The organism is Arthrobacter sp. SPG23 (assembly GCF_000876655.1).
In the GTDB taxonomy this organism is placed as follows: Bacteria; Actinomycetota; Actinomycetes; order Actinomycetales; family Micrococcaceae; genus Arthrobacter.
This window is the reverse complement of the sequence record NZ_JYCN01000003.1, coordinates 73208-98374: the sequence shown is the minus strand read 5'-3', so window position 1 is coordinate 98374 and position 25167 is coordinate 73208. Positions and strand designations below refer to the sequence as shown.

The 25167-nt window shown below is 67.3% G+C and carries 22 protein-coding genes; 7 read left to right on the top strand and 15 right to left on the bottom strand.

What is annotated here, in order from left to right:
- The coding region (locus TV39_RS01685) for a C40 family peptidase (RefSeq protein ID WP_144406273.1) at positions 1 to 424 on the top strand (424 nt) is incomplete at its 5' end.
- Here TV39_RS01685 and TV39_RS01680 read toward each other — a convergent pair.
- From TV39_RS01680 to TV39_RS01660, 5 genes are all read right to left on the bottom strand, one after another.
- Positions 421 to 1260, bottom strand: coding sequence for an ABC transporter permease (locus TV39_RS01680; protein ID WP_043477423.1), 840 nt, complete (start codon positions 1258 to 1260; stop codon positions 421 to 423). The two genes, TV39_RS01685 and TV39_RS01680, sit on opposite strands and share 4 nt — an antisense overlap.
- Positions 1250 to 2218, bottom strand: a complete 969-nt coding sequence (locus tag TV39_RS01675; RefSeq protein ID WP_043477420.1) for an ABC transporter ATP-binding protein — start codon at positions 2216 to 2218, stop codon at positions 1250 to 1252. The genes TV39_RS01680 and TV39_RS01675 overlap by 11 nt, the downstream gene beginning before the upstream one ends.
- Positions 2215 to 3345: a LolA family protein gene (locus TV39_RS01670; protein WP_043477417.1), complete on the bottom strand. Its 1131-nt coding sequence runs from the start codon at positions 3343 to 3345 to the stop codon at positions 2215 to 2217. Before TV39_RS01670 ends, TV39_RS01675 begins: the two co-directional genes overlap by 4 nt.
- Before the next feature lie 105 nt (positions 3346 to 3450).
- Positions 3451 to 6174, bottom strand: a complete 2724-nt coding sequence (locus TV39_RS01665; RefSeq protein ID WP_043477414.1) for a PEP/pyruvate-binding domain-containing protein — start codon at positions 6172 to 6174, stop codon at positions 3451 to 3453.
- 54 nt (positions 6175 to 6228) lie between these two features.
- The gene (locus TV39_RS01660; protein ID WP_043477411.1) at positions 6229 to 7260 is read right to left on the bottom strand and encodes a universal stress protein; all 1032 of its coding nucleotides are present in this window, start codon (positions 7258 to 7260) and stop codon (positions 6229 to 6231) included.
- A 473-nt stretch (positions 7261 to 7733) separates the two neighbouring features.
- On the opposite strand from TV39_RS01660, the gene TV39_RS01655 reads away from it, so the two are divergent.
- The gene (locus TV39_RS01655) at positions 7734 to 8375 is read left to right on the top strand and encodes an FAD-dependent monooxygenase (RefSeq protein WP_043477408.1); all 642 of its coding nucleotides are present in this window, start codon (positions 7734 to 7736) and stop codon (positions 8373 to 8375) included.
- Positions 8376 to 8442: 67 nt separating this feature from the next.
- Here TV39_RS01655 and TV39_RS01650 read toward each other — a convergent pair whose 3' ends face one another.
- The gene (locus TV39_RS01650; protein WP_043477405.1) at positions 8443 to 9069 is read right to left on the bottom strand and encodes a copper resistance CopC family protein; all 627 of its coding nucleotides are present in this window, start codon (positions 9067 to 9069) and stop codon (positions 8443 to 8445) included.
- A 113-nt stretch (positions 9070 to 9182) separates the two neighbouring features.
- On the opposite strand from TV39_RS01650, the gene TV39_RS01645 reads away from it, so the two are divergent.
- Positions 9183 to 10625 carry an NCS2 family permease gene (locus TV39_RS01645; protein ID WP_043477402.1) on the top strand — a complete coding sequence of 481 codons (1443 nt, stop codon included), beginning with the start codon at positions 9183 to 9185 and terminating at the stop codon, positions 10623 to 10625.
- A gap of 174 nt (positions 10626 to 10799) precedes the next feature.
- Positions 10800 to 11786 (top strand): formimidoylglutamase, encoded by a 987-nt coding sequence (hutG, locus tag TV39_RS01640; protein ID WP_043477399.1) that lies wholly within the window; start codon positions 10800 to 10802, stop codon positions 11784 to 11786.
- Between the two features lie 15 nt (positions 11787 to 11801).
- Here the strand turns inward: hutG and TV39_RS01635 are convergent, their stop codons facing one another.
- Positions 11802 to 13814, bottom strand: a complete 2013-nt coding sequence (locus tag TV39_RS01635) for a hypothetical protein (RefSeq protein ID WP_144406272.1) — start codon at positions 13812 to 13814, stop codon at positions 11802 to 11804.
- A gap of 325 nt (positions 13815 to 14139) precedes the next feature.
- On the opposite strand from TV39_RS01635, the gene TV39_RS01630 reads away from it, so the two are divergent.
- Positions 14140 to 14376 carry a hypothetical protein gene (locus tag TV39_RS01630; protein ID WP_082049399.1) on the top strand — a complete coding sequence of 79 codons (237 nt, stop codon included), beginning with the start codon at positions 14140 to 14142 and terminating at the stop codon, positions 14374 to 14376.
- A gap of 21 nt (positions 14377 to 14397) precedes the next feature.
- On the opposite strand, the gene TV39_RS01625 is transcribed toward TV39_RS01630, so the two are convergent.
- The 5 genes from TV39_RS01625 to TV39_RS01605 all read right to left on the bottom strand — a co-directional run bounded on the left by TV39_RS01625 (position 14398) and on the right by TV39_RS01605 (position 19669).
- Positions 14398 to 14634 carry a hypothetical protein gene (locus tag TV39_RS01625; RefSeq protein ID WP_043477395.1) on the bottom strand — a complete coding sequence of 79 codons (237 nt, stop codon included), beginning with the start codon at positions 14632 to 14634 and terminating at the stop codon, positions 14398 to 14400.
- Between the two features lie 165 nt (positions 14635 to 14799).
- A complete protein-coding gene (gene hutH, locus TV39_RS01620; protein ID WP_043477393.1) occupies positions 14800 to 16392 on the bottom strand; it encodes a histidine ammonia-lyase in 1593 nt (530 codons plus the stop codon).
- 100 nt (positions 16393 to 16492) lie between these two features.
- Complete coding sequence (gene hutU / locus TV39_RS01615; protein ID WP_043477391.1) at positions 16493 to 18190, bottom strand: urocanate hydratase; 1698 nt, start codon at positions 18188 to 18190, stop codon at positions 16493 to 16495.
- 205 nt (positions 18191 to 18395) lie between these two features.
- Positions 18396 to 19247 (bottom strand): IclR family transcriptional regulator, encoded by an 852-nt coding sequence (locus TV39_RS01610; protein ID WP_043477389.1) that lies wholly within the window; start codon positions 19245 to 19247, stop codon positions 18396 to 18398.
- A gap of 155 nt (positions 19248 to 19402) precedes the next feature.
- Positions 19403 to 19669 carry a hypothetical protein gene (locus tag TV39_RS01605; protein ID WP_043477387.1) on the bottom strand — a complete coding sequence of 89 codons (267 nt, stop codon included), beginning with the start codon at positions 19667 to 19669 and terminating at the stop codon, positions 19403 to 19405.
- Between the two features lie 207 nt (positions 19670 to 19876).
- Between TV39_RS01605 and TV39_RS01600 the strand changes: the two genes are divergently transcribed.
- Both TV39_RS01600 and TV39_RS01595 read left to right on the top strand, forming a co-directional pair.
- Positions 19877 to 21400 (top strand): amino acid permease, encoded by a 1524-nt coding sequence (locus TV39_RS01600; RefSeq protein WP_043477384.1) that lies wholly within the window; start codon positions 19877 to 19879, stop codon positions 21398 to 21400.
- A 178-nt stretch (positions 21401 to 21578) separates the two neighbouring features.
- Positions 21579 to 21857 carry a hypothetical protein gene (locus TV39_RS01595; protein ID WP_144406271.1) on the top strand — a complete coding sequence of 93 codons (279 nt, stop codon included), beginning with the start codon at positions 21579 to 21581 and terminating at the stop codon, positions 21855 to 21857.
- A gap of 40 nt (positions 21858 to 21897) precedes the next feature.
- Here the strand turns inward: TV39_RS01595 and TV39_RS01590 are convergent, their stop codons facing one another.
- The 3 genes from TV39_RS01590 to TV39_RS01580 all read right to left on the bottom strand — a co-directional run bounded on the left by TV39_RS01590 (position 21898) and on the right by TV39_RS01580 (position 25017).
- Positions 21898 to 22815, bottom strand: coding sequence for a hydroxymethylglutaryl-CoA lyase (locus TV39_RS01590; RefSeq protein WP_200890925.1), 918 nt, complete (start codon positions 22813 to 22815; stop codon positions 21898 to 21900).
- A complete protein-coding gene (locus TV39_RS01585) occupies positions 22815 to 24086 on the bottom strand; it encodes a CaiB/BaiF CoA transferase family protein (protein WP_235347238.1) in 1272 nt (423 codons plus the stop codon). Before TV39_RS01585 ends, TV39_RS01590 begins: the two co-directional genes overlap by 1 nt.
- Positions 24087 to 24219: 133 nt before the next feature.
- A complete protein-coding gene (locus tag TV39_RS01580; RefSeq protein ID WP_043477378.1) occupies positions 24220 to 25017 on the bottom strand; it encodes an IclR family transcriptional regulator in 798 nt (265 codons plus the stop codon).
- Positions 25018 to 25167: the final 150 nt, after the last annotated feature.

Here is a 25167-nt window from a genome sequence, read left to right as displayed (position 1 = left end):
CCCGGCAGTTCCGGCGCCCGCTCCCGCGCCGGTCCCTGCCCCGTCCCCCGGAGGCTCCAACCAGACCGCCATCTCGGTGGCACTCAGCAAAGTGGGCTCTCCGTATTTCTACAAGTACGGCGGCACCGGCCCGCTCGGGTTCGACTGTTCAGGGCTGGTGCAGAACGCTTTCGCGGCTGCCGGCAAATACCTTCCGCGCACGGCAGCACAGCAGTACGCCCAAGCGCCCGTGCACGTGCCCCTCTCCCAGGCGCAGCCCGGTGACCTCCTGGTCTGGGGATCGGCCCCCGATTTCTACCATGTGGGCATCTACCTCGGCGGCGGCCGCGTGGTCCAGGCCCTCAACCCCGAGGACGGCATCACGGTGACGGACCTGGCGTGGATGGCCGGAATGCAGCTCCACCCCACCGTGGCCCGGTACTAGGACAGAACGTCCTTTGTCACGAACCTGCCGTAGGCGAGCGCCCCGAAGACGGCAATGTAGCCGCCCTGCAGCAGCGCATTGCCGGCAAAGGAATCCCAGGCAATCGGCTGCCTGAGCAGGTCCGCAAAACCGAACCAGTAGTAGCTGAACAGCCAGGGGTGCAGCCAGTCCAGCTGGGGCAGCTCACCCATGACCTGGGACACCACGGACGCCACGATGGTGGCAGCCATGGCACCCACCGGTACGTCCGTCAGCGTGGACAAGAAGAGCCCGACGGCGGACAGCCCCAGCAGTGACACCGTCAGGTACGCGGCCACGAGCACCAAGCGCAGCACGGCTTCCTGGGGACTGATCACGTCACCCGACAGCAGCGTTACCGGCCCTACCGGAAACAGCGACGCTCCAATGCCGGCCCCCGCCAGTGCCACCACCAGCGGCGCGACGATGCAGAACGCCGCAGCGCCCGCGTACTTCACCAGCAGCAACCGCACGCGGCCGGCCGGTGCCACGAGGAGATAACGCAGAGTCCCCAGGCCCGCTTCGCCCGCGATCGTGTCCCCGGCCACCACCCCCACGGTGAGGGGCAGGAAGAGCGGCACGCACACCAGCAGCGCGGTCACGCCCACAAACAGTCCGTTCTGGGTAAACCGGTCCAGGAAGGCAGGCCCGCGGCCGGGCGGGACTGCCGAGGAAACCCGGACAGCGACGGCCATCAGCACCGGTACGGCGGCGAGCGCCAGCAGCATGGCCCAAGTGCGGCGGCGGCGGAAAAGAACACTCAGTTCGGAGGCCAGCAGCGGCCATCCGGACGCCCTGGCGATGTTGTTACTGGGCAATGTCGAACCCCTCCCCCGTCAGCGCCACAAACCGGTCTTCCAGGCTGCCCTGTTCCACCGCGAAGCCGCGGACCCGCACCCCGGCAGCCACCAGGGCGGCTACCACGGCTTCGGGTTCCACCACCTCGCCGTCCTGCCCGCCGTCGCCGTAAACCAGCGCCCCGTTGCTCCGGCCCCCTGCAGGACTCATTCCCAAGCTGGCGAAGACACCCTCGGCCAGTCCGGCGTCGTGAGTTACCAGGCGGATCCGGGCCTTGCCTGCGTCGCGCAGTTGGGCAAGCGTTCCCTGCGCCACCAGCCGCCCAGCACTCATGATGGCCGCGTGGGTGCAGATCTGCTCCACTTCGGCCAGCAGGTGGCTGGAGACGAAGACCGTGGCGCCGTCGGCCGCGAGGGAGCGCACCAGGGAGCGCACTTCGCGGGTTCCCTGCGGGTCCAGGCCGTTGGTGGGTTCGTCGAGCACCAGCAGTTCCCGGGGCGAAAGGAGGGCGTTGGCGATTCCCAGGCGCTGTTTCATGCCGAGCGAATACGCGCGGACCTTCTTTCCGGCGGCGTGCGAGAGGCCCACGCGTTCCAGCGCGGCCTCCACCCGGGCACTCCGCGTCGAGGCTGCGGCATACGGGTCTGCAGCATCGAGGCGCCGGAGATTGGCCGCCCCGGAAAGGAACGGGTAGAACGCGGGGCCTTCCACCAGGGCGCCCACGCGCGGCAGGACCTCGTGGAAGCGGTCCGGCATGGCGAGCCCCAGCACACTGACGGTGCCTTCCGTGGCCGCCGCGAGGCCGAGCATCATGCGGATGGTGGTGGTCTTGCCGGAGCCGTTCGGTCCCAGGAAACCGAAGACGGAACCACTCGGGACGGCGAGGTTGACCCCGTCCACTGCCAATTGATGGCCGAACCGTTTGCTGAGGCCGCGCGTCTCTATGGCCAGATCGACGCGCCGGCCCGCGGGTGTCACCTCGCGGCGGCAGCGGTCAGCAGGCGCTCCGCGGGAACAGACCCGGCGAAGACGCGCCCGTCATCGGTCAACAGCACGTTCACGACGGCGGTGCTGAAGAGCCGTCCGCCCGGCACCGCAACAGCGGCCTGCTGAAGCAGCGGATCGTTGGATGCCATCGCACCGGCCTCCGTTGACCCCGGGCTGGCAGGGAACTCAACTACGCTCTCCCAGCCGGTACCGGTCACCGTGGGCTTCGGGAGCCCGCCATGGCGATCCATCGGTCCAGGAACGGAGCCGGGCACCGCCGCATCAGGCTCGGTACCGTGGGCGGGCACGTCAATCTCCTTGACAGTGGCACCAGGCGGCGGGCTGAAGGCGAACAGCGAGGCGTCCGGAGCTTCAAGGGACAGGCTGGTGAACGCCAGCTTGAAGGCCGGTTCTACCTGGCCGCGGGCCTTCAGTTCCACGCTGAGCGGCAGGCCGCTCTGGCCGTCAACCGCGATGGCCACCGAACCGATCAAGGTACCTTCCGTCCGTGGCGTGATCGTCAGGTTGTAGGCCGCCCGGCCCGCAACGGTAACCTCCGGAAGCACTGCAATTTCAGTTGTGGGATCGGCGGCGGCAAGCAGCCGCGCGGCCAGGGCCTCCGGCGTCGGCATCACACCGTCGGTGCCGGTACCCGGATGCTTGAACTGGCTGAAATCCTTGTGCCGGCCGGCATCGGCGGGGAGGGTCAGGTGGGTGGCGGTGTTGTCCTTGGAGCTGTAGAGCCACACCTGGTCTCCGCTGCGCACGGCATTGCGTTCAGCGAGGCGGTCCAGCACCTGGACCCGCATGTTGTCTGGTCCGTCCGTGAAGACACGTGCGGTGTGCGGGCCACTGAGGAGTTCCAGGACAGAGGCGGCGTCGCTTCCGGCGGACGACCCGGTCTGCGGCAGTGCGGGCAGGCCGAGTTGGGACGTCTGCTCCAGGGTCCCGGAGAGGGACGGAGCAGCGTGCTGCGCCACCAGCGCCAGGACTTCTTCCGGCGTTTTCGCTGGCAGGGGGTCGCCCGCGCTTGCGGGCACGGACCCGGCCAGCGCAGCGGCGGCAATAACGGCGGGCACGGCGGCGGCGGGCATCCACCGCAGCCACTTTCTGGTCATGACAACTCCGCTCCAACATTGCAGCTTATTGATTCCAGAGTACGCTTCGGACTGGCCCGGTACACCCCTTTGGACATTGCTGTCCCGCGTTTGCTCCGGAGCCCGTCAGCCTGCCGACGGCGCGACGGTACCGGCGCCGCCGTCGAGCGTAATGACCTGCCCTGTGCTGATGGCGGAGGTGGCGTCCGGGACACCCACGACGGCGGGGATTCCGTACTCCCGGGCCACCACCGCGCCATGGGAATTAGGGCCGCCCATTTCCATCACGAGACCGCCGGCGGTGAGGAACAAGGGCGTCCACCCGGGATCGGTTGACGGGGCCACCAGGATCTCTCCGGGCTCTAGCGCGGCGCCCTGCGGGTCCAGGATGACGCGGGCCTTGGCCGTGACGGTTCCGGCCGAAGCTGGTGTGCCGGACAGGACGCCCGCTGCGGCGCCCGTGCCGGCCGCCTGCAGCGCCTCAGGTTCCGTTCCGTCCGAAAGCAGTACCCGGGGAATGCGGCGCCGGTCCAATTCGGCGTCGTAGGCCTCCCGGCGTTCGGCCACGACCTCCCGCAGCGATGCCCCGGCCAGGCCCCGGCGGGCTTCGGGGAAGTCGAGGAAAAAGATGTCATCTGCTTCGGCGATGCTGCCGGCCGCCGCAAGTTCCGCCCCTACCGCCGTGAGCTGCCCCCGCACCGAGGCCAAGGCCTCGACGAGGTAGTACTTCGGCAGTTCGCGCAGCCCGGCATACAGCCGGGTCCGCTCCAGCGCGCCCCGCACCATGCGGGCGCGGAGCCTGGCCGCCGGACCGCCCCTGCTCCCCGCAATTGCCACCAGCCGCGCGATCTGGACGTCCGCCTCGCCGGCGGCTTTGGCGAACTGCCGGTCCGGGGCCAGGGCCGGATCGTCGAGTTTGAGGTAGTTCGCCAGGACTCCGAGGATGTGCGCGGGGTCGTCTGACCAGCGGGGCATGCCGAGGTCGATTTCCGCGACGGCCCGGTGGCCGTAGCGTGCCAGGAAACCCGCCAGCCCGGACCGCACGACGGCGGGAAGCCCGCCTGAGCGGAACCGCCGCGCCAATTCCGGCGGGGATGACTCCTCAAAGACTGCGGCCGCACCGGGGTGGGCGCGGATGTCCGTGGCGAGCTGCCAGAGCGCCAGGTCCATCTCCGTGGTCACGTTGTTGGGGAGCCCGCGAAGAACAGCCTGCAACTCGCCTGACTCCGCGCCCCGCCCGGCAAGTTTCCCGGCGACGGCCAGCAGGGCAAACCCCAGGGCAGGCAGCGGCAGCACTGCCGGGACGATGGGAAAGAGTTCCTCACCGAGAATGCGCTCGGCATGGTTGAGCCGTTCCGCCGGAGTGGCTGTGGAAGGAACCATAAGGGCGGCACTGAGGCGCTCGCCGAGACTGTCAACGCGCCGGAGTGCCGACTCCGGCCGGAGCAGTGCCCGGAGCAGCGACTCCGGGACCCCGGCCTTCGCCGCGACCGGGACCACGTGCCGGAGCAGTGGCCACGGGGACCTGATCGTCACCGTGAACCGCGGGTCTGCGAAAAGCCGGCGGAGCACTGTGGCGGACCTGGCTTCCATGATGTCGAAGACCCGGGGCACGATGGCGCGGCCCACGTTGCTGCGGACCACCGGTGTGAGGTCAAAGAAGATACGCTGCCCTGCCTGCCGGTAGGGCGCAGGACCATTCCGCGGTTCGGGCACCTCAAAGCCGGCTGCACGGGCAACGGAGGACGCGATCAGCCGGAAACCGGCCATGCCCATCGGCGTGAGGGGGCGTGTGAGCCCCTGGGCAAGGCTGAAGCACAGGAACACGCGTGTTCCTTCGGCGGCCGGCAGATCGGGACGGGGGTCCGGCAGGGGGTACAGCGTGGTGATGGGCCGGGACTGCACCAGCCAGAGCTTGTCCGCCGCGTCGATGGCCCATTCGATGTCCTGCGGCGCCCGGTAGTGGAGCTCCACCCGGCTGCCCAGCGCCGCAAGGGCACGGATCCGGGCATCGCTCAGTGAAGGGGCCGGATCCGGTGCGAGCATGATCCGTTCGGTGCCGCCCCCGGTGAGCGGCCTGATGGCGATTCCCTTGTCCCCGGGGCGCCGTTCCAGAATCTCCCTGGTGGCAGAGTCCACTACGAAGTGGTCCGGATTCACCGCTCCGGAAACCACGGCCTCGCCCAGCCCGGGACTGGCATCGATGACAGCCTCATGGCGCCGTCCCGTCACCGGGTTCGCCGTGAACAGGACCCCCGCCACGGCGGCATCCACCATGCGCTGGACCACCACCGCGAGCGCCACTGTTGAGGGGCTGATCCCGTGCGTGGCCCGGTAGGCCACCGCCCTGTCCGTCCACAGTGACGCCCAGCACCGCCGGACAGCCTCGAGGACGGCGTCGGCGCCCACCACGTTCAGGTAGGTGTCCTGCTGCCCGGCGAAGCTGGCGAAGGGCAGGTCCTCGGCCGTCGCCGAGGACCTCACGGCCACCGGTACGTCCGTCCCCAGCGCGGCGTAGTAGTCCCGGACCGCACGAGCGATCTCCGGCGGAATGTCCACGCGAAGGATGAGTTCGCGCGCCCGGGCCGCCAGCCCGGCGAGGGCCGCCAGTTCATGGGCACCGGTGGCGGCCAGCGCGCGGTGCACGTCTTCGAGCCCCGCGGAACCTACCGCCTGCCGGTAGGCGTCCGTGGTCAGGCAGAAGCCCGGCGGAACAGGCAGCCCGGCTGTTGTGGTTTCACCCAGGTTGGCGGCCTTGCCGCCCACCCGCACAAGCATTCCGGCGTTGATCTGCTCCAGGCCCAGCACCAGACTGTCCGCGGACGCGTCCGGGGTGCTGGTCTGGCTCACTGATGGCCTCCTGGTGCGTGCGCCGGGCGGACGTGCTGGAGAGTGAGGACGGGGTCAGGCCGCGCCGAGCATGGGCCCGAAGCTGGCACGGTCGGCAAGCCGCGGGTCGTCCCGGTCCGGAACCACCAGCACCGGTCCCTTGGCGTGGTGGAGGATACCGTCCGACGTCGAGCCCAGCAGCATTCCGGTGAATCCCCCGCGTCCGCGCGTTCCCACAACCACCAATTCCACGTGCCGGCTGGCTTCAACCAGCACGTCGATGGGAGAACCGTCCACGATCTGGGTTTCCACGGTCAGCTTGGGATAGTGGCTCTTCAACCAGGCCACTCCGGCGTCGAGCTGGACGCGGATGTCGGCAAACAGGGCCTCCCGGTCCATGGGGGCAGGGACCCACGCCAGTGAACCGCTGTACTGCGGCACGGCGCACACCACGCGAAGCGGCGCGCCCAGCCGTTCGGCCTGGTCCGCGGCCTCCAGAACGGCAATGCGGGCCTGCTCTGAACCGTCAACGCCCACTACCACCACGTGTTCCACCGGCTGGTGGCCGGACTTGGCCCGCTCGGCCTTGACGTGCCTGTCGTCCGTGGTCTCGCCCAGGCGGTCCGCGCAGATCAGCGGCACGGTAACGGTGGGGCACTTTGCGTGCGCCGGCAGGGCGCTGCTGACGGAGCCAAGCAGCCTGCCGACGAAGCCGCCCCGGCCGCGGGTGCCGAACACCAGCAGTTCGGCGGTTTCGGACATTTCAAGCAGTACGCCCGAGGCATCGCCGTTCTCCACGGAAGCGTCAACGTCGATGTCGTAGGGAGCCACCTTGTCCAGCGCCTGCTTGAGGATGGCCTCGGCGCCCTCACGGATTACTGAGTCGTCAACGGTGGCGTAGCCGCCGTCCAGGCCGGACGCAGCAAAGATCGGCACGGAGTATGCGGTCACGATATGCAGCGGACGGTGGCGGCGCTCAGCTTCGCGGGCTGCCCAGACGAGGGCGCACTGGCTGTGGTCGGAACCGTCCACGCCCACCACGATCCCCTCGGGGGCGGGGGAACCGCCGTCGTCATCCCTTGACGGGTGCACCTGATCTCGGCCCATGGGGTCCGCCTCCTCGCGATACTGCCTGATGTTGCCGCTATTCTGCCAGAAGTGCACGTCCGCCGCGTGAACGCGGAGCCAGGACCTGCTTTTGGCTGAAAATCCGCTCTTTTAGCCCACTATTCTCGGTTCCCAAACAGTAAGCAAGCGCCCTACTTCCAGTGCTAAAGGGGCTGCCGGAGAGGCTGTGGACATCCAAGCAGGCTCCCACTTTTAACCGCCCCGAAACATAGAGATCCCACCTCCGATGAGCCGAATTACAAGTGTGAGATTGTTGGGGTAGCCATTGTCCGGCAAGGGCTATCCAGAGCTCGAAAAGTTCTGTATTGTCGAGGCGTTGCGAAACTGAGATATGTGTTTCAGAACACAGTGACAGCTTTACGCGCGGCGGCCGGACTTTGGGGGTTTCGGAAGGTGCAGGGGTACGAGGCCTGCACAGTGAACCATTCGAGGAGGAACGAGCAGTGTCGAGCATGCCAATTTATGGTGGGACCGAGCAGACCACCACGGTGATCATCGGCTCAGGGCTTCCGGGCCTGGCTATCGCCAGCGAGCTCCGGCGCCGCGGCGTGGATTCCATCACCGTGGATGCTCTCGAAACCCTCGGCGGAATCCAGTCCGCCAATACCGTGTCCCTGCCGCGTTGTGACGCGCCGAATTCCACCACCATGCAGGAGCGCAACGAGATCCTCCGGCACCTGAGGAACTACGCCAGCAGCCACAACCTGGACATCCGCACCAACACCCGCGCCGTCCAGCTGAACCTGGTGGGCACCGGACTCTCCGAGCCCTCCGTGCATCAGTGGGCCGTCCACACGCCGGACGGCGTCCTGCTGGCCCACCACATTGTCCTGACCCGGGGCGCGCACAGCCAGTTGCGCCGCATGCTCGCGGACCTGGGGCTGGCACTGGGCCAGAACCTGGCGGCGGCCATGCGGGCCATCGGCATGTACCTCGTCGGCGTGGGGGAACTCATCACTCCTACGCCTAAGGAAGTGCTCCGCCAGGCCAAGGTTGTAGGGCAGGCGATTTCCACCAAGGTCTATCCGGACAGTGTTCCGTCCGTGCTCACGGGAAGCTTCGCCGCACTGCCGTCCGCGGCCCTGCTGAACTGACCACGCTTAGCGCCCGACGCCGTCGCCGTCCCCTGCCGCCCCGCCCGGGTCCGGTGACCGTCCGGACCTACCGCTCGTCGCCGGCGTCGCCGTCAGCGGACTTGAGGTTGCGCTTCGCCAGCACGCCCAGCGCCACGAGGATGCCCAGGGCAGTTCCGGCGAAAAGCACCAGGCTCCAGGGGAACGGCTCCGAGGCGTCGGGCGCCTGCTCTGGCGCGGTGGTGGTGCCGGGCTGCGCGGTACCGGCCGTGGGGACCTGTCCCGCCGTCGTCGAACCTCCCGGCGTTGAGCTAGCAGCCCCGGAACCCGGCGCAGCGGCCGTGGCCGTGAATGTGAAGGTTCCCTCGATCGGGTGCGAATCGGAACTGACCACGCGCCACACCACAGTGAATTCCCCGGCCGGGGCACCGGCGCGCAGCTTTTGCGATGCCACGTTGTCCACGATTTCCACCGGGCCCTCCGCCCAGTTGATGCCTGCCGCATCCTTGACCTGGATCTGTGAACCGAGGGCAAGCGGGTCCTTGTTGAAGGTCACGGAAACCTTCTCCGGAGGAGTGACCACGGTGGCTCCCTGGGCCGGGCTGCTGGACTCTGCGGCGTCGTGGGCTGAGGCGGGCACCGCTGCGGACAGCACGGCGGCGGTGAAAAACAGTGCCCCGACGAGGGCGCTCAGCAGGTGGCGGATGGAACGCATGCGGTGCTACTCCTGTGTGTTGGCTTCCTTACAGACTAGGCGAAATCGCGGGGTCGCAACCCGGCAACCTACTAGGATTCAAGTAATCCCCAACACTCTCCCCCGGAGGACTAATGCTTAAGCAGGGCTCTGCACTGGACCGGTACTTCAAGATTTCCGAGCGGGGGTCAAATTTCTCCCGCGAGATCCGCGGAGGCTTTGCCACGTTCTTCGCCATGAGCTACATCGTGGTGCTGAATCCCCTGATCCTCTCCGGACCTGACTCCAGCGGCGCAACCCTGGGCTTCCCGGCCGTCGCCGCAGTCACCGCTTTTGCCGCAGGCATCCTGACCATCCTCATGGGCGCCTGGGCCAGGCACCCGTTCGCCATGGCCACCGGGCTGGGCGTGAACGCTTTCGTGGCTGTCACCGTGGCAACGAATCCCGGCCTGACCTGGCCGGACATGATGGGCCTGGTTGTCCTCTCCGGCATCACCATGCTGATCCTGGTCCTCACAGGATTCCGGACCGCCGTGTTCAAGGCTGTTCCGGACGGCCTCAAGACTGCAATCGTGGTGGGCATCGGCTTGTTCATTGCCCTGATCGGACTGGTCAACGCAGGGTTTGTGCGCCGCATCCCGGACGCCGCGGGCACCACGGTCCCGGTGGGCCTTGGCTTTGACGGCAAGCTCCTGGGCTGGCCCACGGCAGTGTTCGTCTTCGGGCTCATCCTGACCATCGGCCTGCTGGTCCGCAAGGTCAAGGGCGCCATCCTGATCGGCATCATCGCCTCCACCATCCTGTCCGTCATCCTGGAATTCACCCTGCACATCGGCCCCAGCTTTGACGGCAAGAACTTCAACCCGCAGGGCTGGTCCCTGGTGGCACCCAAGTTCACCGAGTGGGCGGCGCCCGACCTGTCACTGATCGGCAAGGCCAACCCCATCGGCGCGTTCGAACACCTCGGCTTCGTAGCCGCGACGCTGCTGGCCTTCGTGATCCTGCTGAGCATCTTCTTCGACGCCATGGGCACCATGGTGGGCCTGGCCAATGAAGCCGGCACCGTGGACAAGGACGGCAACATCCCCGATGTGGACCGCGTGCTGCAGGTTGACGCGCTCGGAGCGATCGTGGGCGGCGGCGCGTCCGTCTCCTCCAACCAGATCTACGTGGAATCCGGCGCGGGCATCGGCGAGGGCGCACGCACGGGCGTGGCCTCGATCGTCACCGGCCTGCTGTTCCTGGTGGCCATGTTCTTCACGCCGCTGATCAACCTGGTTCCATTCGAGGCGGTGGCTCCGGCCCTGGTGGTGGTGGGCTTCATGATGGTTTCGCAGGTGGGCAAGATCGACTGGCAGGACTGGGGCATCGCCATCCCCGCGTTCCTCACCTTCACCCTGATGCCGTTCACCTACTCGATCGCCAACGGCCTGGGTGCCGGCTTCATCGCGTACGTGCTGATCCGCACGTTCCAGGGCCGAGTGCGGGACATCCACCCGCTGATGTGGGCCGTGGCCGCCGCGTTCCTGCTGTTCTTCGGCATCGGGCCCATCGAGCAGGCGATCGGCATCCACTAGGGGCTCCCGGCCTCCTCTCTCCCGCCCGCCCGAGATGGCACTTCGCGGCAGTGTTTTTCGAAAACATTGCCGCGAAGTGCCATCTCGGCGGCGTTTAATCGGATGTCCGGGATTTGGGACAGTCCGACGGCGGCAGGGCTGGTTTTCGGGGCTCCGCTGCGGTGAGCTTGGAGTATGCCCCACACAGCGCTCACAGTCGATATTCCGCCGCTCACCTGGAGGGGCCGTTTCGACGGCGACGGCGCCGAGCACCGCCGCTGGTGGCAGGCGGTCACGCCGTATCGCCACGAGACTGCCGCCCCGCGGCCGGAACACCTGCAGACCGGAACGCCGGAGTCAGGCCGACGCCCCGCCGTCGTTCTCGGTTTCTGCAGCGATGCGGGAGTGCTGCGCAACAAGGGCCGGGTGGGCGCCGCCGCGGCCCCCGCCGCCATCCGGGCTGCCTTGGGTCCGCTCGCGTTCCACCTCCCCCGCGAAGTGTTCGACGCCGGCGATGTGACCGTCAAGGACAACGCGCTGGAGGCCGGCCAGGCCCGTGCCGGGCTGGCTGTTTCGGAAATGCTCGACGCCGGCAACCTCACCGTGCTGCTGGGCGGCGGCCACGAGACCGCATTCGCCAGCTACCTGGGCGTGGCCGGATCCGAAGCCGTGCGCGGCGGGAAGCGGCTGGGCGTGCTGAACCTGGACGCGCACTTCGACCTCCGCGAGGCACCGGAGCCGTCCTCCGGCACACCCTTTTTGCAGATGGCCCGGGCCGAGGAAGCCGCCGAACGCACACTGAACTACGCCGTCGTGGGGATCTCCGAACCCAACAACACCAGCGTGCTGTTCAAGACCGCTGAACGGCTGGGCGTGAAGTACCTTCTCGACGAGGACTGCACGGCTGACGCCACCCGGCAGTTCGTGGCCGACTTCCTGGACACCGTGGACGTGCTCTACCTGACCATCGACCTGGACGTCCTGCCCGCCGCCGTGGCCCCGGGAGTCAGCGCGCCCGCCGCGTACGGGGTTCCGTTGCCCGTGATCAGTGCCGTGTGCCGCCAGGTGGCTGCCAGCGGGAAGCTGCTGCACCTGGACGTGGCCGAGCTGAACCCGAAGTTCGACATCGACCAGCGCACGGCCAAGGTGGCCGCGCGGCTGGTCAACACGCTGTTGGGCTAGTTCAGTCGCCTGCCGTCAGTCCCGGAAGGTGACGACGGCGGTGGCCCACGGTCCCAGCGTTACCGCCAGGGCGCCGTCGTCCGGTGATGACGCCTCCGCTGGCATCGCCTGGGCGCGGGCCCCCGCGGAGGCCCCGATGACCGCGACGTCGGCCGCGCCCGGCGCGGAACCGCCCGGAAGGTTGAGGCGGGCTGTGGCCTCGCGCGGGCTGAGGTTGCCGATGAACAGCTGCAGCCCGGCAGCCGACTGTACCGGGTAGACGGTCAGGGGGCTCGCTCCGTCCGGCCGGTGCGGAGCCACAGGTGCCGCGGCCAGCACCGGGTCCCCCTTGCACGCGGCGAGCTTTTGGAGCAGCTCCCCCGCGGGGTTGAGTGTGCCGTCCGCAGCGGTGATGCCACGCGGCGGAGCGGCTTCGAAGTACGTCACGGAGGCGACGCCGTCTATGGTGAGGGCTGCGAGGCTGGCCAACATCCACGCCGCGGTGAAGCTGTGGTCCTGGAGTTCATCGCCGGCGGCCTGCTGGTCCGGCGCGTGAAGCCTGGGCTTCAGCGTAACTGGGCCCACGTGGACCGGACGCCCGTCGCCGAGCTTCAGGGCGTTGGCCGCGGCGAGCCGCTGGACGGGCACGGTCTCCACGATGTGGGGAACCTCCGTGCTGTGGACCTGCGGCGCGAGGCTGAACGTCAGCGCGTCGGCGTCCTGCGGGACGGGGCTGCCGTCACTGCTGCCGGAAATCCAGCGGTTGAGTTCGGTGAAATGGGAACGGGTGCCGGCCAGGAGCTGCCCGCTGAAGCCTGCCTCGCTTAGCGAAGCCTTCAGTGCACCAAACGCCGCCGGATCGGTGCACTGCGTCCCGGGGTGGAACAACCCCAGCCGGACGATCCGTGACAGCTGCCCGCCCAGGGCGCTGCCGAGGGCCTCCGCAACTCCGTCGGCGGAGTCGGAGACCACCCGCACGTCCAGCGCTGCGCCATGGCGGTCCGCCTCACGGGCCGCGGCCGCAAGCTTGGCGGGCCATTGTTCCCGGGGCTCGTACAGTTCCACCAGGACGGCGTCGAGGCCGGGCAGCTGCGGCCGTTCCCCGGGGCTGCCGGCTGGCAATTCCGTGGAGTCCGCTTCAGTTGAGTCCACGGACACGGCAAGCGCCGGAACGGTTCCCGCCGGTTCGCCCACCGTGAAGGCCGCTTGTTCGTGGCTTTCACGGTAGGGGTTGTCCGGCGTCTCGATGCTGAGGGCCTCGATGCTGACCGACTGGTTCACGGTGTCGCCCGCGGCAACGTCCACCGGGATGGGCAGCGCGGAGGGGGTGCTGTAGGTCTTGAAGGAACCATCGCTCCAGTTCCGCTGGTCCTCGGTCTCGAAGATGTCGCCGGAGAAGCCAAGGTCAAACGCGGTGCCGGCGTCGGCCCATTCCAGCGAGGAAATATCCGCGAAGACCAGGTCGGGCCTGATGTCCACGGGAAAGGCGCCACTGGTCGCGGTGCCGTCCGAGGACACCACGTTGACGTCCCGTCCGGCTTCGCTGGTGGGATGGAGGACCACCAGGCCGATCCGGTTGCGCCGGAACGCCGTCTTCGCCCGGCCGGAGAACGAAACTTCGACCGTGGCCGGGGTGATCCGGAGCATCAGCATGGCTTCGTAGGCCGGGCCGGCGGCTGTGCCGGGGCCGTCCGGGCCGGCGGCCTCCGCGTCAGGTGCTGCATCAGGTGCTGCGTAGTCAACGTGGATCCGGAGGCTGATGCCGTCGTCGTCCTTCAGTTCCGCGACATCCCGCACCGACGGCGCAAAGGTGCGCCATTCGTGGTCCCGCACCACGGCCTTGACGGCACGGAGCACGGGCCGGCCCCCGTAGCTGATGTTTGCCAGCTCGTCCCCGATCAGCTCCGCCGTCCAGACGCCCACCGCGAGCTTGCGGATCTGCGGATCGAGGCGCTGTTCGAGCGGCGGGCGCTGGTCGGATGCCGCCAGGGCGGACACCTGCGCGGACGGTGTTGCGGAGTGCAGAGTTGCGGAGTGCTCAGTAGACACGGGAGGCTGCTCTCTGGTGGCTGGTGACTGCGCCCAGCTGACCCCGGGCCGGTCCTGTGGATTTGACGATATCCGATGCGGCGCGGGTGCTCAATGGCCGTCCGTCAGGGCTTACTGCCCGGCCACCGGTCGGCGTCGTTACCGGCGGGCAGGCGGCGGGAAGCGATGCCCCTGCGGCCTTCATCAAAGGCTTAAACCAGCCGTCCCCCCGGGCTTCGGTAAACCCGAAACCCGGAGGGACATATGCCAGACATCTTACGTATCTTGACATTGACGGTAGAATGGACTGATGCCAACCGGCACATATTTTAGAGAAAGTCCTGCAATGAGCTCAGCCACCATGGAATCCCAGACCACGGACATTCGGTCCATCCACCTGACCTTTTCGACCGCCGAGGAGGTCCACGACGGCTTGGACAGCGCCGTCAAGGAACTCATCGGAGCAGCCGTCGAGGACGGCAACTGCGGCATCCGAGTCACCCGCCACGAGCCGGGCGCGTTCACCGTGGCCCTGGATGAGTCCGTCCCCTTCGGTGAGACCTACGAGGACATCGCCGCCTAACTCCGCGGCTTAAGGCTGGCCCTATGTCCTGCGGACCTGGACGCCGTCGGACTTCATAAAGAGCTGGGTTTCCAGCGGGCCCGAAGGCACCAGCCAAAGCACGTTTCCACTCACGGAAATTTCCTCGACCTCACCTGCGGCCACAACATGCGCATGCTTGAGGATTTCGACCCGCTCGCCTGCTTTGAGGGTTCTCCAGTCGGAAACCGTGGCAGCAAATGCCGCCCGCCTGGACAGAACCGTCCCCCGTGCTTTCATTGAACTTCTACCCCTTTGTATATGTTCTTTTGCCACAACATCTTTGGTGTGGGCTTCATCACTACATCTTTAGTTCTACTACAATTCCCGGGCCCCCGCCTGTTGTGTCGCGCAGTATTTCGGAGGCGCCGGGAAATTGTCATTCCGTATGCACAATATTCACTTTTAGGCCAGAATTCCGACGGCGGATTCGGCCGCCGCGCGGACCTCGCCCGAGGCGACGAGCCGGTCTGCGGCCTCCAGCTCCGGGGACAGGAACCTGTCCGTTCCGGGACCGTCCACCACGTTGCGGAGCGCCGCAATGACCGCGGTTCCGGCCGGCCCCGGGGTCAGTTCTCCCCCGGACAGCTGGGTCCGCATGTCGATGGCGCGCGCTGACGTGACCAGCTCGATGGCCAGGACGCGGCGGAGGTTCTCCACGGCCTTCCGGAGCTTCCGGGCCGCGTGCCAGCCCATGGACACATGGTCCTCCTGCATCGCCGAGCTGGGGATCGAGTCCACCGACGCCGGGACGGCCAGCCGCTTGTTGTCCGAGACCAGCCCGGCCTGGGTGTACTGCGCAATCATCAGGCCGGAATCGACTCCGGGGTCTGCGGCCAGGAACGCCGGCAGCCCGTGTGAACGCGCAGGGTCCAGCATGCGGTCGGTGCGGCGTTCGGCAATGGAACTCAAATCCGCCACGGTAATGGCCAGGAAATCCAAAACGTATGCCACCGGGGCGCCATGGAAATTGCCATTGGAACTCACCCGGCCGTCCGGCAGGACCACGGGATTGTCGATGGCGGCGGCGAGTTCGCGGGAAGCGACCAGCGCAGCATGGTCCACGGTGTCGCGGACGGCTCCCGCCACCTGGGGTGCGCAGCGCAGCGAGTAAGCGTCCTGGACCTTGGTGTCGTTGATCCGGTGCGAGGCCACGATCGGGGAGTTGGACAGCACGCGGAGCATGTTGTCCGCAGAGGCAGCCTGGCCCGGGTGCGGGCGGAGGGCCGCGTGCAGCTCGGGCAGGAACACCTGGTCGGTGCCGAGCAGCGCCTCGACGCTGAGCGCCGCGGTGATGTCCGCCGTCGTGAGCAGATGGCGGATGTCCGCGATGGCCATCAGAAGCATGCCCAGCATGCCCTCGGTCCCGTTGACCAGGGCCAGCCCTTCCTTCTCGGCGAGCGTGACGGGTTCGATTCCGTGTTCGGCGAGCAGTTCGGCAACGGGCCTTTCGCCTTTGGCCCCGTACAGCGTGCCATCAGGGCCCATCGCTTCGCCTTCGCCCATCAGCACCAGGGCGCAGTGGGACAGCGGGGCGAGGTCGCCGGAGCAGCCGAGCGAGCCGAATTCGCGGACCACCGGCGTGATGCCGGCGTTGAGGACGTCCACCATGGTCTGCAGCACTACCGGGCGGACGCCGGTACGGCCGGAGGCGAGGGTCTTGGCGCGCAGGAACATGATGCAGCGGACCACTTCGCGTTCCACGGCCGGCCCCATGCCGGCGGCGTGGCTGCGGATCAGCGACTTCTGCAGCTGGGTGCGGAGCTCATTGGGGATGTGCCTGTTGGCCAGCGCGCCAAAGCCGGTGGAGATGCCGTAGGCCGGGATCTCGCTGTGGGCGAGGTCATCGATGTGGGCGCGCACCTTGGCGACCGTGTCCAGGGCTTCCTGGGAGATGGTCACCCTGGCGTCGTGGCGGGCGACGGCGACGACGTCCTCGGGGGTGACGCCGCGGGAGCCGAGGGTGACGGTGAGCGGTTCGTGGGTCGTGAGAGTCACTTTGTGGTTCCTATTTCATTCTCACCGATTGCTCCGTAAGTGCCCTTTTGGTGGGTCAAAACGGCAGTTACGGAGCAGTCGATGTGGGGTGGGGAGCTGGTTAGCGGGTTTCTGACATCGGGATGCGGACGCCGCGTTCCTTGGCGACCTCGACGGCGCGGTCGTAGCCGGCGTCGGCGTGGCGGATGACCCCCATGCCGGGGTCGTTGGTGAGCAGGCGTTCGAGCTTTTCCGCGGCGAGGTCGGTGCCGTCGGCCACGGAGACCTGGCCGGCGTGAATGGAGCGGCCGATGCCCACGCCGCCGCCGTGGTGGATGGAGACCCAGGTGGCGCCGGAGGCGGTGTTGAGCAGGGCGTTGAGCAGCGGCCAGTCGGCGATGGCGTCGGAGCCGTCTGCCATCGCTTCGGTCTCGCGGTACGGCGAGGCGACGGAGCCGGAGTCGAGATGGTCGCGGCCGATCACGATGGGGGCCTTGACCTTGCCTTCCTTGACGAGCTGGTTGAACAGCAGGCCGGCCTTGGCGCGTTCACCGTAGCCCAGCCAGCAGATGCGGGCCGGCAGGCCTTCGAACTCGACCCGTTCCTGGGCGGCGTCGATCCAGCGGTGCAGGTGCTTGTTCTCCGGGAACAGCTCCTTGATGGCCTCATCGGTGACGCGGATGTCTTCCGGGTCACCGGACAGGGCAACCCAGCGGAACGGACCGAGTCCCTCACAGAACAGCGGGCGGATGTAGGCCGGGACAAAGCCGGGGAATTCAAAGGCGCGGCTGTAGCCGCCCTTGCGGGCCTCGTCACGGATGGAGTTGCCGTAATCGAACACTTCGGCGCCGGCGTCCTGGAACTCCACCATGGCCTGGACGTGCTTGGCCATGGAGGCCTGGGCCTTTTTGGTGAAGCCTTCCGGATCGGCCTCGGCTTCGCGGTGCCATTCCGCCACGGAGATGCCCTCGGGGAGGTAGCTCAGGGGATCGTGCGCGGAGGTCTGGTCCGTGACGATGTCCACCGTGAGTTCGCCGGCGTTGTGGCGGCGGAGGATCTCCGGGAAGACCTCGGCGGCGTTGCCGACGTAGCCCACGGACCAGCCGCGGCGCTCTTCCTTGGCCTTGAGCGCTTTGGCGATGGCGGCGTCGAGATCGGTTTCCACCTCGTCGAGGTAGCGTTTGCCGGCGCGGCGGCGCAGGCGGGTCTCGTCGACGTCGACGATCAGGCAGGCGCCGTCGTTGAGGGTGACGGCGAGCGGCTGGGCGCCGCCCATGCCGCCGCAGCCACCGGTGAGGGTCAGAGTACCGGCGAGGGTTCCGTTTTCGTCGCCGGTGAGCTTGCGGGCGATCGCGGCGAAGGTCTCGAAGGTGCCTTGCAGGATGCCCTGGGTGCCGATGTAGATCCAGGACCCGGCGGTCATCTGGCCGTACATCATCAGGCCCTCGGCCTCGAGCCGGCGGAATTCGGGCCAGTTGGCCCAGTCGCCGACGAGGTTGGAGTTCGCCAGCAGCACCCGCGGCGCCCATTCGTTGGTGCGGAAGACGCCCACCGGCTTGCCGGACTGGACCAGCAGGGTCTCGTCCTTTTCCATGGTTTCCAGGGTGCGGGTGATGGCGTCGAACGCGGCCCAGCTGCGGACGGCGCGGCCGGTGCCGCCGTAGACCACCAGGTCATCGGGACGTTCGGCCACCTCGGGGTCCAGGTTGTTCATGAGCATGCGCAGCGGGGCTTCCGTCTGCCAGCTCTTGGCGGTGAGCTCGGTGCCGCGGGCTGCTTTGACCGGGCGGGCACCGGTGGTGAAATCGGCGGGTGCCATGAGGGGCTCCTTCGTTGTTTCGGGTGGTTCGGGGGAAGAGGTTCTGTATCAACTAAAGCCTGTCCGCGGGTGCGGAAACAGAGCTTTCGGAAGGGTGTTGTCCGGGATTCCAGACGCGCCATCCAGGCCCAACTGGCTGGCAGTTAACGTCGCGAAAAGCGCGTTTGACGACGTTAACTGCGAGCTAGTTGGGCTGCGGGGCGGGCTAGCTGGCGGGGCGGCCGTGGATGCGGACGGAGAGTTCGTCCGCCACCTTCCGGACACGCGCCGCGAGGGCCGGCCATTGGTCCGCCGGGAGCTTGTCCTCGAGGAAGGTCACGGCGACCGCCGCCGTCGGCCATCCCACGTGGTCCGTCACGGCGGCGGCAATCGAGCCGAATCCGGGGGTCACTTCACCGTGCTCGGTGGCATAGCCGCGCTGCCGGACCTGGTCCAGGTGCGAGGACAGCGCCGAATACTTCATGATGGCGCCCTCCACCTCGTGCCGGGCGGTGAAGGCCGCGGCATTGGGGTACAGCGCGCGGACCTGCGACTTTGGCAGCGCGGCCAGGATGGCCCGGCCGCTGGCGGTGAGGTGGCTGGGCAGCCGGACGCCGACGTCGGTCACCAGGGACGGCCGGTTCTTGGCGCGCTCCTCCACGATGTACAGCACGTCGCGGCCGTGGAGCACCGCAAGGTGCGCGCTTTCGCCGATGACGTCCACCAGGGTAGCAAGCATCGGCCGCCCCAAGCGGGACAGCGGCTCCTGTCTCGAGTAGGCAGAGCTGAGTTCAAACGCGCTGATTCCCAGCCCGTACCGCTGCTCCTCGTGCAGGTGCATCACGAAGCCGTTGGCTTCCATCACGCCGAGCAGATGGTAGACGCTTGAGCGCGGCAGGCCCAGTGCGGTGGCAATGTTCGACGCCGCCATGGGGCCGCGCTTGGAGGCCAGCAGTTTGAGGATGCGGAGGGTGTTTTCGGCCGCCGGGACTTTCGACGTCACCTTCGCCGCCGTCTTTGATTCCGGCTTTGACGCCGCTTTTGGCGCTGCCTGCGGGGGCGACTCGTTGTCCGCCATGTGTCCTCCATCGTTCGCAGCCTGCCACTTGCAGGTGTCCGGTATCCCGTACTTAAGCGTCCTCCACTCCCGGGTGCCCGGGCATGCCATCGAACCACACCGGCGTCCGGGATACCAGACATTCCCGAGGCAGGGGCGTCCTGGGCCTTCTGCCCCTATGCCGCGCCTTCGGTCCGCTGCTTCGATAGGGCCAGCGACAGTTGCGGGGAGGCGTCCATGCAGTGGATTGCCGGGCTGTTCCTGATCGCCCACGGACTGGTCCACCTCGCCATCTGGCTCCCGAAGCCGGACTCGAAAGCACCGTTCGTGTTCTCCCGGAACGCTGGCGGCGGCGCGATGGCCGCGGCTGTTTCAACGTATCCGGCGACGAGGTGCACTTTCAGGGCGGCCATTCCGGCTTCCATCCGGGCGACCTCAGCCATGCGTCCAGGCAGGCATCGGGGCCATAACCGCCCGTTCGCGCCTGGCAGCGGGGGCCGCAACTGTCCGTTCGCGCTGGAGGGGAAAAGCGGACGAGCAACGGACAGTCTGAAATGAAAGACACCAAAGCCCCGTGAGGCTCATCACGTAGGCCGCGAAAATGGTCTGCTGGATAGCGATCCCCCTCCCAATGACGAGAAGGTATTCGCATGCAACAAGCCCCAACAGCAGCCAAGACAACAGGACAAGCGGCGCCCGCAAACACCACCCCGGCATCAGGAGCCGCCGGAAGCAGTGTCCGCGCCGCCGCCGGCACCGCCGTCGACACCGTCCTGAACCGCGGGCTCAACGTCCGCCACATCCGCTTCATGGCCCTGGGGTCGGCCATCGGCACGGGCCTGTTCTACGGCTCTGCCTCCGCCATCCAGAAAGCCGGTCCGGCGGTCCTCCTGGCCTACATGATCGGCGGCGCCGCCGTGTTCATGGTGATGCGTGCGCTGGGCGAAATGGCCGTGCGGCACCCTGTTTCCGGATCCTTCGGCCAGTATGCCAGCCGCTACCTCGGCCCGCTGGCCGGTTTCGTGACCGGCTGGACGTACGTCTTCGAGATGGCGATCGTGGCCATCGCGGACGTCACGGCCTTCAGCATCTATATGGGGTTCTGGTTCCCGGAAGTGGAGCGGTGGATCTGGGTCCTGGCCGTCATCTTCTTCCTGGCGGCCCTGAACCTGCTCAGCGTCAAGGTATTCGGAGAGCTGGAGTTCTGGTTCTCGCTGATCAAAGTCGTGGCCATCGTCGCCATGATCGCCGGCGGTGCCGCGATCATCATCTTCGGTTTCCAGGCCGGCGGGGCAACCGTCGCTCCGGGGATCGGCAACCTTGTGGAGCACGGAGGCCTGTTCCCCAACGGCTTCGAAGGGCTCCTGGCCTCGTTCGCCGTCGTGATGTTCGCCTTCGGCGGGATCGAAACCATCGGCGTCACGGCCGGTGAAGCGGCCGACCCCAAGAAGGTCATCCCCAAGGCCGTCAACACCGTGCCCGTGCGTGTGCTGCTGTTCTACGTGCTGACCCTGGCCGTACTGATGAGCCTGTTCCCGTGGAACGAGGTGGGCACCAACGGCAGCCCGTTCGTCCAGATCTTCAGCGGCCTCGGCATTCCCGCCGCCCCGCACATCCTGAACGCCGTGGTGATCACCGCAGCCCTGTCCGCCATCAACAGCGACATTTTCGGCGCCGGCCGCATCCTCTTCGGATTGGCCCGGCAGGGCCACGCCCCCGCCAGCTTCGGCAAGGTTTCCCGCAACGGGGTGCCGTGGATGACCGTGGTGATGATGACCGTCGTCCTGCTGGTGGGAGTGGTGCTCAACGCCGTGATCCCTGAGGATGTGTTCCTGCTCATCGCCTCAATCGCTACCTTCGCCACTGTCTGGGTGTGGGTCATGATCCTGGCGTCCCATGTGGCCATGAAACGGGAGATCGCCCGCAAGCGGCTGCCGGCGTCGGAATTTCCCTCCCCCTGGTGGCCTGCAGCTTCTATCCTGACCATCGCGTTCATGGCCCTGGTGATCGTGATCCTGGGGGCGTTCGAGGATAGCCGGGTTGCCCTCTACGTGGGTGCCGTGTGGCTGGGCCTGCTGGTGCTTGCCTACCGCGCGTGGGTCCGGGGCCATGGCCGAATCCGCGCCGAACTGGTGGACGAGACGGCCTCAGCACCCGCTGAGCCGGGCAAGTAGTCCGGAAAAAATTCCGAGTGTTGGACGGTACAGAAGGGGTAGGAGTTACGCATGCGACGCGTGGGGTTTGGCTCATAGGTTAGACACCAGGCGCAGACCGGACATTTGAACTCTTTGCTGCAGCTTCGGGACCGCCTGCACGTCCTGCTGGTCCGGGCACTGCAAAGGAGTGGTTTTGATGAAGGTTCTTCCAGCTTCACCGTCTGTCCTCCCCCGGGACAGGGGCCGATTGGCCTCCTGGCTCAGCGATGCAGCCGAGAAGGTGCGTACGGCTGCCGTGCCCTACAAGGTGGGGGACGTCGTCCTCGGCGAGGACCCCTTCAACGGCCGCAGGCTCGGCGTGGTGGCGGTGATCCGCGGCTCATCGCTGGGCCTGCGGACGGCCGCAGACGCCCACCCCGACCTGGTGCCCGAAGTGCTCTACTACGACTACCGCCAGGTGCGGATGCCGGACTAGCCTCCGTCTGCGGGATGGGCCTGCAGGAGGACAGCCGCGTTCAGGCCTTCTGCGGAAACACCCCCGCGGCGGACAGCCCGGAGCGTGGGGCAGTTGCCACTTTGTCGCAGATCCAGCGGCCAAGTTCCGTTGCCCGCAACGGATCAATTGAGGTCTCGAACCCCGCGCGTTCCAGCATCCATGCCAGGTCTTCGGTGGAGATGTTGCCTGCGGCGCCCGGCGCGAAGGGACAGCCGCCCAGGCCCCCTACCGCGCTGTCGAATACTCCGACGCCCGCGGCCATGGCGGCGTACGTGTTGGCCAGCGCTGTGTGGCGCGTTTCGTGAAAATGCGCCCGCAGCTGCACATCGGTCTCCGAGCGCAGCCCGGCGAACACATCGCCGACCTGCCACGGGACGGCGCAGCCGATCGTGTCCGCGAGGGCGACCTCGGCCAGCGTCCCACGCTGCAGGGCACTGCGGACGACGGCGAGAGTCTGTTCCTTGGGCACGTCACCCTGATAGGGACAGCCAAATGCCACGGCCGCCGTCACCGTGAGCGGAATCGACGCCGCTGCGGCAATGGCGGACACCTCTTCCAGGGCGTCGAGGGCGGCGGCGACGGTGGTGTTCTGGTTGGCAGCAGCAAAGGCGTCCGTCACCGGCAGCACATAATTCATCTCGTCCACGCCGGCGTCAACGGCGCGGAGCGCGCCGCGGGTATTCAGGACCAGCCCGATGAAGCTGGCGCCTGTGTCCCTGGGCACCCCGGCCATGACCGCATCCGCGTCCGCCATCTGCGGGACTTTCCTGGGGTTCACAAAACTGACGGCCTCAATCCTGCGCGCGCCCAGGGAGATGAGCTCGTGGATGAGGCGCAACTTGTCATCGGCGCTGACGGGCACCTTCTCATTCTGGAGTCCGTCCCGGGGACTGACATCCACGATGGAAACTGACCGTGAAGCCTGCATGTCATTCATCAGATGGCACCTTCCGCCCGAGCGTCCTGCAGGTCCTTGTCGGAGAGCCCCAACAGGCCCTCGTAAATGTCGCGGTTGTGGAAGCCCGGCGTCAGGGGACCGCTCCAGCCGATCTCCCCGGCGCTGCGCGTCAACTTCGGAATGATCCCGGGTTGCACAACGGTACCCAGCTGCTCGTCCGGGACGTCCACCAACATTCCCCTGGCGCGCAGCTGTGGATCAGCGAAAATGTCCTCGATGCTGCTGACCGGGCTGTTGGGCACGGAGTGCCGGTCCAACAACGAGGTGAGCTCGTCATGGTTGTAGCCGGCGGCCCATTCGGCAATGAGGGACTCCAGCTCTTCCTGGTGCACGCCCCGCGCCGCATGGTTGCTGTAGCGTGCGTCCGACGCCAGTTCGGAGCGTCCCATGGCGGCAGCCAACCGCACGAAGACAGAGTCCTGGTTCGCGGCGATCACCACCCACTTTCCGTCGGCGGAACGGAAGATGTTGGACGGCGCGATCCCTTTCAGTCCTGAGCCGCTGGGGCCGGGAACAACGCCGGTTGCCGCGTAATCCGGCACTGCGCTTTCCAGGAGCGAAAAGCATGCTTCCACGAGGGACACGTCCACTACCTGGCCTGTTCCTCCGCGGGCATCCCTCCAGTACAGGGCCAGCAAAATTCCCTGCAGGGCATAGAGCGACGCCAGGCTGTCCCCCAGCGAGATGCCGGTGCGCGGCGGGGCCTGGTCAGGATATCCGTTGAGGTATCGCAAGCCTCCCCGCGCCTCGGCAACGGAGGCGTAGCCCGGCTTGTGCGCGTCGGGCCCTGTCTGGCCGTAGCCGGACACCCTGGCAATGATAAGACCAGGGTTCACCCGCCAGACCTCCTCAGGGGAAAGCCCCAATTTTTCGAGCGTGCCGGGGCGGAAGTTCTCCAGGATGACGTCCGCCTCCTCGCACAGCTCAAGGAACAGCTCGCGTCCGCGCGGGGACTTCAGGTCCAGCGTCACGCACTTCTTGCCGCGGGACTGCACGGACCACCACAGCGTGTGGCCGTCCACGCGCGCCCGGCCCCATTCCCGCATTGGATCCGGACGGTCCGGCGATTCGATCTTGATGACTTCCGCGCCGAAGTCGGCAAGCTGCCGTCCCGCGAACGGACCAGCAATGAGGGATCCCAGCTCCAGGACCCGCACGCCGGCCAGGGGCATGGCCTGCTGCGGGACATCGGGCACGGACACAGCGCTTGACGTGTCGTCGTGCGTGGGCGTCTCGGAAACCTTCACCATCTTTGGACTCCTGTTCTGCGGGCGCCGGTGGTCTGCGGTCACCGGTAAATCCACGGCAACCGTCACGGATTCGGTTAGCGGGAAGCCTAGTGAGATGTTTTTCCCGGGCGCCAGACTATTTCATATTGTGGACCTAAATCCACGATGTGGGTAGCCCCTCCTGCGGGATCGCTCCTCCGATGACCCTCGTGGCCTCTTCCGCCGCCGCGAGGACGGGCTCAAGCCACGAGGCGCACACATCGTAGGGCATCCTCATGGCCGGCCCCATCACGGTCAGCGCGCCGTACAGTTCCGCCTGCGGACCGAAGATCGGAGCCGAGATTCCGCTCGCACCCGAGACCCGCTCACCCGTGGTGATGGCGAATCCGTCAGCCCGGGTCTTGGCGACGGCGGCCTCCAGGCTCGTAGCATCCGTGATCGTCTGGTCCGTCAGCGAATGCAGTCCGGATCGGTAGACCTGCTCGGCAACGTCCGGGTTCCAGGCCAGCAGCACGCGGCCCGCGGCACCCACGTGGAGCGGCATGATCTCGCCCACCTGCACGACCCGCCTGAGCATCCGCCGGGTCTCGGCGAGCGCAATGCACACCCGCTTTCCCTGGGATTCCCGGAAGATGCATGCTGTTTCACCGAGTTCATCCCGCAGCCTTCGCAGAACGGGCGTCAGTAGTTCCAGAAAGTCCAGGCCCTGGGTGGCCGGCGCAGCCCAGTGGGCCATCCGAACCCCGACGCGGAACCGGTCTCCGCTCCGGTCCAGGATCCCCTCCTGGACCATGTTCGCGACCAGACGCTGGACAGTGGAGTGGGGCATTCCCGTGGCCGCCCGGATTCCCGCCAGGGAAAGCTCCGGCTGGGCGAGGGAAAAAGCGTCAAGGATGGCGGTGATCTTTCGGAGAACCAGCAAGGGCGTGACCGATGATTCGTTGGGGCTCATGGACAAAGTGTATGAGCCCCGCCCACAAGCTGAGCCTGGTTGACGGCCCTCGGGAAAGTTTCAGCGGGATCGTTGAGTGTGATGCAGGTTACTGCTAGCATCGGGTCCACATCCTGATGGTGAACCCACGATGTGGAAAAGGTGCCCAAC